The organism is Methylobacterium sp. E-066, assembly GCF_022829635.1.
In the GTDB taxonomy this organism is placed as follows: Bacteria; Pseudomonadota; Alphaproteobacteria; order Rhizobiales; family Beijerinckiaceae; genus Methylobacterium.
The window spans coordinates 1-12,571 of record NZ_JAKSYO010000065.1; the positions used below are offsets into that span (position 1 = coordinate 1).

Genomic DNA, 12,571 nt, shown 5'->3' on the forward strand with positions numbered 1-12,571 from the left:
GTGGGCCGGCCGTCAGGCCGGGTCGGGAGAGGGGCAGCGCGACGGTTCAGGATGTGGCACCCGTCGCGACTGGTCCGGAAGCGGCGCTCCCCTCTCCCGACCCGCTTCGCGGGCCACCCTCCCCCGCAGAGGGGGGAGGGAGCCGTGCGAGTGTCAGCCTCCCTCACCCAAATTTTAAAACCTTGATCGCATCAAAATCCTGCACTCCGCCGCCGACGCGCTTGGTGACGTAGAACAGCACGTAGGGCTTGGCCGAGTAGGGGTCGCGCAGCACCCGCAGGCCGGTGCGGTCGACCACGAGGTAGCCCCGGCGGAAATCGCCGAACGCCACCGACAGGCTGCCCGCCGCGATCTCCGGCATCGCCTCCGCCTCTGTGACGGGGAAGCCGATCAGCGTCGCGGAGCGGTCGGCGGTGAGCGGCGGGTGCCAGAGGTAGTTGCCCTGCGCGTCCTTGAACTTGCGGATCGCGCTCTGAGTACGCCGGCTCATCACGAAGCCGGCATTCTGGCGGTAGGCCGCCCGCAGGCTGTAGACCAGATCGAACAGCACGTCGGACGGGTTGCTCTGCGGGAACGCCCCGGCCGCCCCGGTGGCGACGAAGCCGAGCTTGCCCGACACCCAGGCGGCGTTGGCCACGGTATCGTAGCTCAGGAAGCCGCGCGGGCGGCTGGCGCCGTTGCCGGTGACGAAGGCCACCCCCTCCTGCTCGGCGAAGGCCATCTCGACCTCGGCCGAGAGCCAGGCATCGAGATCGACCACGGCATCGTCCAGCAGCGTCTGGGTCGCGGCCGGCATGGCGTAGAGCTCCATGGCCGGGAACGCGACCTCGGCGAGCACCGGCCCGTCGGTGCCGGGGCGCGGGGCGGTCTCGGCGACCCAGCCGGTGGCCGGGGCGCCCACCGAGGCGGCGCGCTTGTACTGGGCACCGGAGATCTGCTGCACGCTGGCGATCGACCGGATCGGCGAGACATTCGCCAGACGCGCCAGCACGGTCCGCTCCAGGGTCTGCGGCACCAGATAGCCGCCATCCGGCCCCGAACCGGCCGAGAGGGCCTTGGCTTCCAGGCGCTTCAGCCCGGCGCTCTCGCCGGCGCGGACATAGAGGTCGAAGGCCGCCTTGTGCTCCTGCGTGGCCCCGTCCTCCCGGGGACCGGGCTGGCCGAGCGGCGGCCGGGCGCGGTCGAGGGTGATCCGGTCGAGCCGGGTCCGGGCGGCGTCCAAGGCCGCGTCGATCCGGGCGAGCTTCTCCTCGGTGAGCACGTCGGTGCCGAGCCGGCCCTCGATCTGGGCGATGCGGGTGTCGTTGGTCTCCTTGAACGCCTCGAAGGCGATGGCGAGTTCGTCCAGCGCCGGCTGGACCAGTTCGGCCCCGGGGCGGCCGGCCTTGTTCTCCAGGCCGGGCAGCGCGCCCTTGGTCTCCGGGGCGGGACGCGACGGCGCGGCGGTGTGGGACATCATCGAACGACCTCGTGGCTGGGGTGGGTGAAGCGGAATGGGGCCGCCGATCGGGGGCGGACCGCGGGGGCGGCGATCCTCCGGGCGAGGCCGCGGATGTCGTCAGGCGTGGGGCTCGGACTTGCCCGGGCCCCCGGCTGCAACGGGAAGGTCACCAGGGAAATCTCCCAGAGATCGACCCGCTGGAGCCGGCGCTCTCCGCCCGCGCCCTTGCGGGCCAGCAGCGTGCGGAAGCCGATCGACAGCCCGTCGAGGCCGCCGCCGCGCATCAGCGCGTCGACCTCCCGGGCGCGCTGGACCGCGAGGTTGAGCTGCCCCTCGGCGAACAGGCCGCGGGCATCCTCGCGCAGCGACAGCCAGCGCCCGATCGGCTCGGCCGGATCGTGCTGGAACAGCAGCCGCACCCCCGCGGTCCCGCGGCTGGCGAGGCTCGCGGCAAACGCCCCCGGCACCACCACGTCGCGGCCGAGATCGGGCACGCCGAACACGCTGGCGTAGCCGGAGAAGAGGCCATCCATCGGCAGGGTCCTCGGTTGGTTTTTTCGGGATGGGCTGAGCGGCCGCGGCTTCAAGGACAGCCAGTCCAGGAAGGGCAGGCGCTCTCCCTCCCCCTCTGCGGGCTACGATGTTCACACCTCGGCTTGCGAAAGCCGCCACGCGCCCCCTCTCCCGTGCGGGAGAGGGTTGGGGTGAGGGGACAGGTCTTTCCGGAAAGCGCGCATCCCTCACCCTGTCCCTCTCCCGCACGGGAGAGGGGACCCGCGCCACATCCGGGGATGGGTGAATCCGATAGCCCGCAGAGGGGGAGGGAGCGCGCGCGGGTCTGGGCAGGCGGCACGCGCCCTTCACCCGCCCGCGGCCGGCTCCGGCGGGTAGCCCACCGCCTCGCGCTTCTCGGCTGCCGACAGGAACCCGGCCGCCTCGACCCGGCGCCACAGGGATTCCCGCTCGCCCGACAGGGCCTCGATCCGGTCGAGGTCAGGCTCCAGGTCCAGGGCGCCGAAGGCGGGTTCCAGCCAGCCGGCGAGCGCCTGGGCGGTGCGGGCGGCGAGCGGGATGAGGGTCTGGCGGTAGAGCGCCCGGTTGGCCTCGGCGTAGTTGGCGTGGGTGCTGTCGCCGGGCAGGCCGAGCAGCAGCGGCGGCACCCCGAAGGCCAGGGCGATCTCCCGGGCGGCGGCGTTCTTGGCCTCGACGAAATCCATGTCCTTGGGCGAGAGGGCCAGCGGCTTCCAGTCGAGGCCGCCCTCCAGCAGCAGCGGCCGGCCGGCATTGGCGGCGCCCTGATAGTTCGCCTCCAGCTCGGCCTTCAGCCGATCGAATTGCGGCTCGGTGAGCGCCGCCCCGGCGAAGACCAGCGCACCCGAAGGCCGGGCGGCATTGTCGAGCAGCGCCTTGTTCCAGGCGCTGGCGGCGTTGTGGATGTCGAGCGCGGTGGCGGCCGCCTCGATCGGCGCGAGGCCGGCATGATCGTCGTCCGGGTGGAACAGGCTGAGCGCCAGGATCGGCGCCACCTCGGGAGCCCCGGCGGCCGGCAGGTCGAACCGCCGGCTGGTCCCGGCGACCGTGTAGACATAGCCGGCGGGCCAGCCGTCCGGGCCCGGCACCATCCGCATCCGGGCCGGCCGCAGGGCCTGCAGGGCGGCGATCCGCCCGTCGAGGCTCACCGCCTCAAGGTAGGCGGTGCCGCTGAGCGCCAGATCCGCATAGACGGTCTCGAGCAGGTGCGTGCCGCTCTCGCGCGGGTTCGGTCGGGCCAGCAGCGCCAGGAGGTCGGCGGCCCTGGCGGCGCCCGGCCCGGTGGCGATGAGCGGCAGGCTCGCCGCGCCCTCGGCGACCAGCCGGACCGCCCGGTGCACGATCGGGTTGCCCTGGTAGCCGGCCCGCGCCAGCGCCGCCGGGTCCCGGGGCGTCCAGCTGGCCCGCCCGTCGGTGTAGAGCGCGAAGGCCGGGGCGGCCTTGGTGACGAGGTCAGGCCCAGCCGGGCGGGCCGCGAGGCGCGCGACCCGCGCCAGCCGATCGAGGAGAGTCGCCATGCCGGTCCGGTCCTGGGCTAGGGTATGAAGCTCCGATCCGCCCGGCGAGCCGGAGCGGCGTTCGGCGATGCGGTTTTTTGAGATCGGGCGCCGCCGCGCGGTCGGGTGGGTGCGGCGGATTCGCCGCACCCCGAGCCGTCACCGTGGCGACGCCGCCACAGCCATGACCGGCCGACTCATGTATTCCGAATACAGTTCGTTCCAGAGACCACGAACCGACTCCCGGCGCGCTTCTCGCAGAGGCGCGCCGTATTGTTTTGCGGGTGCGTGCGGTCTGGCATCGCGGCCTCGATCGGCCGATCTGCCCGATCGCAGGCGATCCCATCCACCCCCCTCATCCTGAGGTGCCGAAGCGTAGCGGAGGCCTCGAAGGAGCCCTCCAGGGATCGCGTGGCTGGCTGGATACCTCTTTCGAGGCCGCTGACGCGGCACCTCAGGATGAGGGGGATCGTAGGATCTCCTGGGTCTTTCTGCTTTTGAAAAAGGCCGGGCCTGGCACCAATCCCGATCAAACCGTCTCGACCGCGCGCTCGACAACGCCGGCCGCCTCGCGGGCGCAGCGGAGCACGGCGGCGCGGTCGGCCTCGTCGGTGATCGCGTGCCACAGGCGCAGCAGCTCGACCGTGGCGCTCAGGTCGGTGCGGACCGTCGGCGGCCCGAAAAAGTCGGAGACCGGGCAGCCGAGAATCTCGGCAAGCCTGCGCAGGCGGCGATGGGCGCTGTCGGGCAGACAGCCCTCAGGATCAGGATCCGCGTTCACGGGCCGCCCTCCGGATATGCGGTCGACATTATCAGGCCGACGGAGTGTATGCAATTTGTGGCTGCAACACGCCTCACGTTCCCGTGTGGGATCGCACAGGCCGAACTCAGAGCCGGCGGATCCGCGGCTCCCGCGCCCCGTCGAGCAGCAGATGCGTGATCGCCCAGACCAGGGCGTCGAGCCGATCGGGCGAGGCGCCGCTCGACAGGCCGTCCGGCCCGAAATCGCATAGCTCGTCCTCCAGCGCCGGGAACGCCCCGACATGGTGGACGAGGCCCCTTGCGTAGAGCAGCGAGACCGGCTCGGCGCGCAGATACTTGCCTCGCATGGCCCGGACCGGGGTGACCGGAACCGCCGGGTCGCACTGGGCCAGCACCGCGGCGGCCATCTCGCCGCCCTGGTTGACCTCGACCACCAGGGCATCGGCCCCGAGCCGGTGATAGAGCGCCAGCGCCGCCCCGGCCCAGGCCTGGGGGCTCGCCCGGGCGAGGCTGGCATCGGCCAGCACATAGGCCCGGGCACCGGCCCGGCCCGCGGCCACGATCCCGCACGCATCCGAGCGCGCCCCCGAGGTCGCGGGCGGATCCACCGCCACGACGATCCGGGCGAGCTCCGGCGCGGCGGCGACCCGGGCGGCCTCCAGGGCGGCGCGATCCCACAGGGCATCGTCCCGGTCGGCGATCAGCTCGCCGTCGAGTTCCTGGCGGCCGAGCCGCGTGCCGGCATAGCGCCCGACCACCTGCTCCAGGAAATCCGGGGCCAAGTGCTCGGCATTGTCGTGGGTGCGGGCGCGGCTGACCACGGTGCGCGGGTCGGCGAGCAGGCGGCGGATCAGCGGCACCGGCCGCGGCGTGGTGGTGACGAGGTTGCGCGGGCGCGCGCCCAGCCGCAGCCCGAATTGCAGCATGTCGAACGCGGCCTCGGGCCGGCGCCACTTGGCGGCCTCGTCGCACCAGGCGGCGCCGAATTGCGGACCGCGCAGGGCATCGGGTTCCTCCGCCGAGAAGGCCAGCGCCACCGCGCCGTTGTCCCAGGCGAGCCGGCGCCGGCTCGGCGACCAGTGCGGCCGGGCCCGGCCCCGGTGCGGCAGGTTGAGGAGGCCGGACGGCCCCTCGATCATCACGTCGCGCACGTCGAAATGGGTCTCGCCCACGAGCGCAATGCGCCCGACCGGCTCGGCCGTGAAGGCCGGATCGCCCCGGGCGAGCGCATCGACCCATTCGGCCCCGGTGCGGGTCTTGCCGCTGCCGCGGCCGCCGATCACCGCCCAGGTCGTCCAGGCGGTCTCGGGGGGCGGCAGCTGGTCGGGCCGGGCCTGGTGCAGCCAGTCTTCGGCGAGGGCAAGAACCAGCGGCGCCGGCAGGGTCGCCAGGAAGTCAGGCAGCCGTCCGGCCGCGGACAAAGCCCGCATAGCGGCGCGCGATCTCCGCGCGGAGGGCTGGCAGATCGGGCTCGGTGCCGCCATCGCCTCCCTCCCCGCTGTCTCGCCCGTGTCCCGAACCGATCTCGTCGAGCAGCCGCTTGAGGCCGCCGAGGTCGCGCAGCACCCGGGCGGAATCGAGCACCGCCGCCCCCTCCCCGCTCAAGGCGGCGTCGAAGGCGGCGATCTGCCGGGCGATGTGGGCGCGCAGATGCGCCCGCAGGATCGGCGGATCCGCCGCCGAAACGGGATCGAGGAGGCCGGGCTCAACCGGGGGCTCCGGATCGGCCTGCGGCTCGGGGCGGGCGACGCCGCAGAGCGCTAGGAGCCGGGTGGCGGCTTCGCGCCCGACACCGGCCGCCTCGGCGACATCCTCCGGATCGTTGCGCGCCTCGCTCAGCAGCCGGGCGAGCGCGGCCCGCCGCGCCTCCGGCCAGCGCGCGGCAACATCATGCCGCCAGCGGCGCGGCCGCAGCCAGCCCGACCGGGCGTTCCAGGTGAGGATCGTGGCCGGCTTCACGCCGGTGCGGGCGCTGATCTCCTCGACCGCCTCGCGCCGCTCGGCCGGGAGGGCCTCGAGTGTCCGCATCGCCGCCGCTCCGCACACTTTTCGACCGTGCCCTGGATGTACCCGAGGAGCGCGACGGTGTCAATCCAAAAATTCCTATCTTTGGATTTTAGGCCGAGATTTTTGCGCTCGTCCACGCGGTCCCTTCCAGGTCGGCGGTGAGGTCTCAGCACCCACCCCGTCATTCCGGGGCCGCGCAGCGGAGCCCGGAATGACGGGCTCGCCTCCGCAAAAACCCGCCGTGGCACGACAATCTGATCCATACACCTTGAGAGGCCTGCCCGCTCAGCCTTCCCAATGGGCCACGCCGCCGTGGCCGGAGCAGGTGCCCCGGTGGTTGCGGCTGAAGCTCCAGGTGTCGTCCCGGCACTGGGCCGTGGCGCCGGCCGGCTTGCCGCCGTCGCGGGTCTTGGCCGGGCGATGGACCTCGAAGCCGTCGCGGTTGCGATAATGGCCGTGCCGGTCGAGGGTCGATTCGTCGGGCGCGCGGAACTCCCGGGCGCTGGCGCCCCCGGCGAGGGCGAGGAGCACGGCACTGGCCAGGGCGAGCCGCACGCAGGCGAGCCGCATCATCGGCCGGCCCTCGGCGCGTCGGCATCCCCGACCGTCGGAAGGCACGGTCACGGTCGGGATCGGTCTCACGGCGCACCCTCCAGGTTGTGTTGATTGCCATCAAACACAACCCAGACGGGGCAGTCACGCGCGATGTCGGGTTAGGCTTAAACCTCCGCCAAGTTGTGGATCGACTGCCACGGCAGCGTTCCGGGGCGACGCGACGGATCCGCCGCGGCCGTCAAATCGCGCGCTGTGGGAAGACCGTAGCCTTGCAGCGGGGCCGGAGCGCACCCGATCCCGATGCAGCTGACAATGGTCGATCCCGAACGAGCCCAAGTGTCGGCCGATAGAAATTTTCGCGCGCCGCGATCCGAGCATCGAAGGCCGAGGTCGATCTGCGTATTGAGCATGGCGCGGCCGGTTTTCGCGAGGCGCCCTGCAAAAATACTGGGATTGCCGTGGGCCTGTATGCGGCGGTAACTTGGGTCGGCTGCTTCGCGGCGACGCAATCGAAAGCGAATACGGGGGCGAAGTGTTCGTTCTGGTGCTGGCGACCCTGGCGGGTGGCATCCTGACCTGTCTGTGCGCTTGGCCCTGGTTCGGCCTCGGCGCGATCCTCCTGGCACCGTTCGGGGCGGGGAGCGCGGCGGTCTTCGCCGGCCTCCTGGTGGCCGCCCTGCGGAGCCGGCATCCGGCAATGGTGCGCAAATCGGTCTCGGGCGCGCCCCCCGAGACGCCGCCCGTCGTCGCCAACGATACGCTGGCGGGTCAACGCCGCCGGGCGTGATCGGCCGCCGGGGCGCGCGGAGTCGGAAAACAGGCGGCTCTTGCCCAGGACCGCGGCCAAGCGCGATTCTTTATCGGCCGCCGCCCGCACCGCGTCTCGCGAATGCCGGCAAGCGCCCTCCTGGACTAGGTGCGAGAGCCGGTCCCGATCATCCCCAGATGCGTGGCACCGAAGCCGGCCGGGTATTTGAGGCCGTAGCCGAGGGCGCGGTCGAAGCCGATATGCGCGGCCCAGATCAGACCGGCCGCCAGGATTTCCGGCGCCGGCGCGAGAACGCCCCAGGCCAGGCACGCCGCCGGTAGGCCGTACCAGTGCCCGGCATTGTAGAGCACCGCCCCCGCGGCGCGCCCGGCGCCGTAGCCGAGCAGGGTCAGGTTGGGGGCGAGGAAGAGCAGCCCGAAAAGCCACCAGCTCGCCTCCAGACGGCCATACGTCACCGCGGCGGCGACGAGGACGACCAGCCCTTCAAGGCGGAGGAGTCGCCGCGGCGCGCCCGTTACGGTTCCGGCCATGATGGGTCTCCCGGCGCATCGTCCCGAATCCGGCATTCGGGACGATGCGCCGGGTGGACGGCCGGAGACTCGATCATCTATGCGTGCATGGCGAGCCAGCGGTTTCGCATGGCATAGTCCGAAAAATGAATACCCCCGACTGGACCCTGCTGCGCTCGTTCCTCGCGGTGGTGGAGATGCGCTCGCTATCGGCGGCCGCGACCCGCGTCGGGGCGACTCAGCCGACCCTGAGCCGGCATATCCGCGCCCTGGAGACGGCGTTCGGCGTCACCCTGTTCACCCGCACGGCGCGGGGGCTCGAACCGACCGAGGCGGCCCTCAGCCTGATCGCGGACGCCCGCGCCATGGGCACGGCCGCGGAGGCGCTGGCGCTGAAGGCGCAAGGCCGGGCGCAGGGTCTGAGCGGCACCGTGCGGATCACCGCCTCGGTGATCGTCGCCAACCTCCTGCTGCCGCCGATCCTGGCGGATCTGCGGGCGGCCGAGCCGCGCATCCAGATCGAGCTCGTCGCCTCCGATCAGGCGCAGAACCTGCTGCGCCGGGATGCCGACATCGCGATCCGCATGGTCGACTCGACCCAGAACACCCTGATCGCCCGCAGGCTCGGGGAGGCGCCGCTCGGGCTGTTCGGTACGCGCGGCTATTTCGAGCGCCGCGGCCGGCCCAGCAATGTGGCGGATCTGGCCGGGCACGACGTGCTCGGCTTCGACCGCAACGACGCGCTCCTGCGGGCCTACGCGGCCCACGGGCTCCGGGCGGAGCGCGAGGATTTCTGCATCCGCTGCGACGACCAGATGGTTTCCTGGAACCTGATGCTGGCCGGGGCCGGCCTCGGCTTCGCCCAGGTGCTTCTGGCCGAGCGCCAGCCCGAGCTGGAGCAGGCGGAGATCGGCCTGCGCCTCGCGCCCCTGCCGGTCTGGCTGGTCCTGCACGAGGAGGTCCGCGGCAACGCCCGGATCCGCCGGGTCGCCGATGTCCTGTCGGAGGCGCTCATCGGTGTGCTGAGCGGCCGCTAGAGCGCTCGCCGCCGAAGGGGATTCCGGTTCGGCGCAAGCGAGCGCGTTCAATCAATGCGTGAGAGGCGAGCCCGATTGCAACGCGATCGGGCTCGCCTCTCACGGCGACCGTCGCCTAGACTCCGCCTCACGCCGGCTGGCGCTGCACCGGGGCGAGGCCGAAGCGGATGATCTCGTGGTGGAGCCGGTCCAGCGGCAAGACCTTGGCGGCGGCGCCGCGCTCGATCGCCTCCTTGGGCATGCCGAACACCACGCAGCTCTCCTCGTCCTGCGCCACCGTGAGCGCGCCGGCCCGGCGCATCTCCAGCAGGCCGTTGGCGCCGTCGTCGCCCATGCCGGTCATGAGGATGCCCAGCGCGTTGGCGCCGGCGCATTGCGCGGCCCCGCGGAACAGCACGTCCACCGAGGGGCGATGGCGGGAGACCAGCGGGCCGTCCTTCACCGCCACGGTGTAGCGGTTGCCGCTGCGCTGGAGCAGCAGGTGCCGGCCGCCCGGGGCGATCAGGGCCCGCCCGGGGACGACCGCGTCGCCGTCCTCGGCCTCCTTCACGGCGATGGCGCAGAGCCCGTCGAGGCGCTTGGCGAAGGCCGCGGTGAAATGCTCCGGCATGTGCTGGACGATCACGAGGCCCGGGCAATCCGCCGGCAGCCCCTCCAGCACGTCGCGCAGGGATTCCGTGCCGCCCGTGGAGGCACCGATGCAGACGATCGGCTCCGTCCCGGCCAGGGTCCGGCGGCGGCCCGACGGCGGCAGCACGGCGTCGGCCGTGAGTTTCTTCTCCACCGCCCGGAGCGGCGGGCGGCTCGTGCGCAGCTTCGCCCCGGCGGCACCCCGGACGGCGTCGCAGACCCGCACGGAGGATTCCATCAGGAACTGGCGCGTGTCGATGCGGGGCTTGGGCAGGACGTCGACGGCGCCCGCCTCCAGCACCTCGAACAGGGTCCGCGAGCCCTGGTCGGTCAGCGTCGAGCAGATGATCACCGGGATCGGCCGCTGGGCCATGATCTTCCGCAGGAAGGTCAGCCCGTCCATCCGGGGCATTTCGAGGTCGAGGATGATGACGTCCGGGACTTCGTCGTGGATGCGCCGCGCCGCGATGAACGGATCGGCCGCGGTGCCGAGCACGGTGATGTCGGGGGCTGCCTCCAGGATACTGACCAGGGTCTGGCGGACCGAGGCGGAATCATCGACGATCAGAACGCGGATCGGTGCCGTCCGCTTCATCCGATCGCGCCCTTCGACCGGGCGAAGACCGTCGAGGAGACCTGCACCAGGCCCGGCACCCCGGCCCCGGCCATCGATTCCGAGTGGCCGACCACCAGGAAGCCGCCGGGCTGCAGATGCGTGGCGAGCCGGGAGAGCACCGCGCGCTGGGTGTCCTTGTCGAAGTAGATCAGGACGTTGCGGCAGAAGATGATGTCGATGTCGCGATCGACCGCGTACTGGGCGTTCATCAGGTTCAGGTGCTTGAAGCGCACGCGGGCCCGCAACTCCGGGACGATCCGCCCGACCTTCCAGGCCGGGTCCCGGGCATTCATCACGTAGCGCCTGCGGAAATGCGGCGGCACCGCCTGGAGGACGTCCTCCGGGTAGATGCCGTCGGAGGCGACCCGCAGGACCTCCGTGGAGACGTCGGTGCCGAGGATCGCGTAGTCGAGGGCGTGCCCGGCCATCGCCATGTCGTGCAGCACCATGGCCAGGGTGTAGGCCTCGGCCCCCGTGGAGGCGGCGGCGCTCCAGATCTTGAGGCGCGCTTGCGCGGCGGCGCCCCGGAGCAGCCTCGGCACCAGCTCGTCCCGGAGCTGGTCGAAATGCGCTGGCTCGCGGAAGAAATCTGTCTTGTTGGTGGTGACGCAGTCGATGATGTGGACGAATTCCTCGGAGAGGTGACCCTCCTCGAAGACGTGGCGCCCGTAATCCGACAGGGACTCGATCTCGAGGGCGCGCATGCGCTTGCGCAGCCGCCCCTCCACCATGGTGCGCTTGGCCGGGGGAATCTGGATCCCAACCCGGTCCTGGATCATCTCCGCGACGGTGTCGAAATGGCGGTCTTTCAGGCGCGGCATGGCATCGGTCCTTTGCGGCGATCAGGCCGCGAGCGACGGCAAGAGCAGGGCGGGGTCGTCGCCCGCCATCAGCGCCTTGAGGTCGAACACGACCACGAAGGCCTCACCCTTGCGGCCGATCCCGGCGATGTAGGTCGAGCGCCAGCGGCCGCCGACATCGGGGGCGGGTTCCAGCTCGGCGCTGTCGAGCTCGGCCACCTCGATCACCCGGTCGGCCACGAAGCCGACCCGCATCTCGCGGGTCTCCATGGGGATGTTGAGCAGGATGATCCGGGTCGCCGGGGTCACGCCGATCGCCGGGAGGCCGAGCTTCGTGCGCAGGTCGATCACCGGATAGCTCTGGCCGCGCACGTCGATCATGCCGACCAGGAACGGCGGCGCGTGCGGCAGGGCCGCCGGTACCCGGTAATCGAGGATCTCGTGCACGGATTCGATGGCGATCCCGAAGATCTCGCGATCGAGGCCGAGGGTCAGATATTGCCACACGCTGGACATGCTGGTCTCCGGCTGGGCCGCTGCCGGTCGGGTCCTGCCCGAACGGGGGGACACGGGCTTGCGCCGCGGCGACATGGGGATCGGTCGTTTGGGGATCGGTCGTTTCAGGGACGGCACCGCGCGGGCGAAGAACCCGCGCGGTGCCGGGGCCGCTCAGGCGGCGCGGACGAAGTCGGCGTCGCGGGCGTCGCCGTCGCCCATGTCGAGGTCGAAGCCGCCGCCCACGGCCCGGCCGGGCCGGCTGAGGCGGGTCTTGGCGGCGCCCTTGACGGCGGCACCCTTGACCGGCGCGCCCATCCGGGCCGCCGTCGCCCGCAGCTGCGTCGCCGCCACGTCGATGCGGGCATCCGCCTCGTCGATGCGGAAGTAGGCGATGGTCGCCTGCAGCCGCTCGGCTTGCGTGGCCAGCTCCTCCGAGGTCGCCGAGACCTGCTCGGAGGCGCTGGCGTTCTGCTGGGTGACCTTGTCGAGCTGCTGGATCGCCTGGTTGATCTGCGCCGACCCGACATCCTGCTCGCGGCAGGCCGCCGAGATCTCTTCCACCAGCACCGCGGTCTTGCGGATGTCCGGCACCAGACGCCCGAGCATCTCACCGGCCTGCTGGGCCGCCTTCACGGTGTCGACCGAGAGCGTGCCGATCTCGGCCGCGGCAGCCTGCGAACGCTCGGCGAGCTTCCTCACCTCGGAGGCCACTACCGCGAAGCCGCGGCCATGCTCGCCGGCGCGCGCCGCCTCGACGGCGGCGTTGAGCGCCAGGAGATCGGTCTGGCGGGCGATCTCCTGCACGATGGTGATCTTCTGGGCGATGGTCTGCATGGCGTCGACCGCCTGCCCGACCGCGACCCCGCTGGCCTCGGCATCCTTGGCCGATTGCCGCGCGATCGCCTCGGTCTGGCTGGCAT

General features: G+C 71.9%; 14 protein-coding genes. 2 read left to right on the forward strand and 12 right to left on the reverse strand.

What is annotated here, in order from left to right; genetic code table 11:
* Window positions 1-163: 163 nt before the first annotated feature.
* From MKL20_RS07020 to MKL20_RS07050, 7 genes are all read right to left on the reverse strand, one after another.
* Window positions 164-1,456 (reverse strand): phage major capsid protein, encoded by a 1,293-nt coding sequence (locus MKL20_RS07020; protein WP_409568125.1) that lies wholly within the window; start codon window positions 1,454-1,456, stop codon window positions 164-166.
* The gene (locus MKL20_RS07025) at window positions 1,456-1,974 is read right to left on the reverse strand and encodes an HK97 family phage prohead protease (RefSeq protein WP_244036075.1); all 519 of its coding nucleotides are present in this window, start codon (window positions 1,972-1,974) and stop codon (window positions 1,456-1,458) included. Before MKL20_RS07025 ends, MKL20_RS07020 begins: the two co-directional genes overlap by 1 nt.
* A 327-nt stretch (window positions 1,975-2,301) precedes the next feature.
* Window positions 2,302-3,489, reverse strand: a complete 1,188-nt coding sequence (locus MKL20_RS07030) for a phage portal protein (protein ID WP_244036076.1) — start codon at window positions 3,487-3,489, stop codon at window positions 2,302-2,304.
* A 508-nt stretch (window positions 3,490-3,997) separates the two neighbouring features.
* A complete protein-coding gene (locus MKL20_RS07035) occupies window positions 3,998-4,249 on the reverse strand; it encodes a hypothetical protein (RefSeq protein ID WP_244036077.1) in 252 nt (83 codons plus the stop codon).
* Between the two features lie 106 nt (window positions 4,250-4,355).
* On the reverse strand, window positions 4,356-5,660 hold the full coding sequence (locus MKL20_RS07040) for a DNA-packaging protein (RefSeq protein ID WP_244036078.1): 1,305 nt from the start codon (window positions 5,658-5,660) through the stop codon (window positions 4,356-4,358).
* The gene (locus MKL20_RS07045; RefSeq protein WP_244036079.1) at window positions 5,626-6,258 is read right to left on the reverse strand and encodes a hypothetical protein; all 633 of its coding nucleotides are present in this window, start codon (window positions 6,256-6,258) and stop codon (window positions 5,626-5,628) included. Before MKL20_RS07045 ends, MKL20_RS07040 begins: the two co-directional genes overlap by 35 nt.
* A 264-nt stretch (window positions 6,259-6,522) precedes the next feature.
* Complete coding sequence (locus tag MKL20_RS07050) at window positions 6,523-6,879, reverse strand: DUF3761 domain-containing protein (RefSeq protein WP_244036080.1); 357 nt, start codon at window positions 6,877-6,879, stop codon at window positions 6,523-6,525.
* A 445-nt stretch (window positions 6,880-7,324) separates the two neighbouring features.
* Between MKL20_RS07050 and MKL20_RS07055 the strand changes: the two genes are divergently transcribed.
* Window positions 7,325-7,579 carry a hypothetical protein gene (locus MKL20_RS07055; protein WP_244036081.1) on the forward strand — a complete coding sequence of 85 codons (255 nt, stop codon included), beginning with the start codon at window positions 7,325-7,327 and terminating at the stop codon, window positions 7,577-7,579.
* Window positions 7,580-7,704: 125 nt separating this feature from the next.
* Here MKL20_RS07055 and MKL20_RS07060 read toward each other — a convergent pair whose 3' ends face one another.
* Window positions 7,705-8,091 (reverse strand): DUF4260 domain-containing protein, encoded by a 387-nt coding sequence (locus MKL20_RS07060; RefSeq protein WP_244036082.1) that lies wholly within the window; start codon window positions 8,089-8,091, stop codon window positions 7,705-7,707.
* 125 nt (window positions 8,092-8,216) lie between these two features.
* Between MKL20_RS07060 and MKL20_RS07065 the strand changes: the two genes are divergently transcribed.
* Window positions 8,217-9,107: a LysR family transcriptional regulator gene (locus tag MKL20_RS07065; protein WP_244036083.1), complete on the forward strand. Its 891-nt coding sequence runs from the start codon at window positions 8,217-8,219 to the stop codon at window positions 9,105-9,107.
* A 127-nt stretch (window positions 9,108-9,234) separates the two neighbouring features.
* Here the strand turns inward: MKL20_RS07065 and MKL20_RS07070 are convergent, their stop codons facing one another.
* From MKL20_RS07070 to MKL20_RS07085, 4 genes are all read right to left on the reverse strand, one after another.
* Window positions 9,235-10,332, reverse strand: a complete 1,098-nt coding sequence (locus tag MKL20_RS07070) for a chemotaxis response regulator protein-glutamate methylesterase (protein ID WP_244036084.1) — start codon at window positions 10,330-10,332, stop codon at window positions 9,235-9,237.
* Window positions 10,329-11,174, reverse strand: a complete 846-nt coding sequence (locus MKL20_RS07075; RefSeq protein WP_244036085.1) for a CheR family methyltransferase — start codon at window positions 11,172-11,174, stop codon at window positions 10,329-10,331. The genes MKL20_RS07070 and MKL20_RS07075 overlap by 4 nt, the downstream gene beginning before the upstream one ends.
* 21 nt (window positions 11,175-11,195) lie before the next feature.
* A complete protein-coding gene (locus tag MKL20_RS07080) occupies window positions 11,196-11,669 on the reverse strand; it encodes a chemotaxis protein CheW (RefSeq protein ID WP_243970103.1) in 474 nt (157 codons plus the stop codon).
* 153 nt (window positions 11,670-11,822) lie between these two features.
* Window positions 11,823-12,571 (reverse strand): methyl-accepting chemotaxis protein (locus tag MKL20_RS07085; RefSeq protein WP_244036086.1); only part of this gene is annotated, 749 nt, incomplete at its 5' end.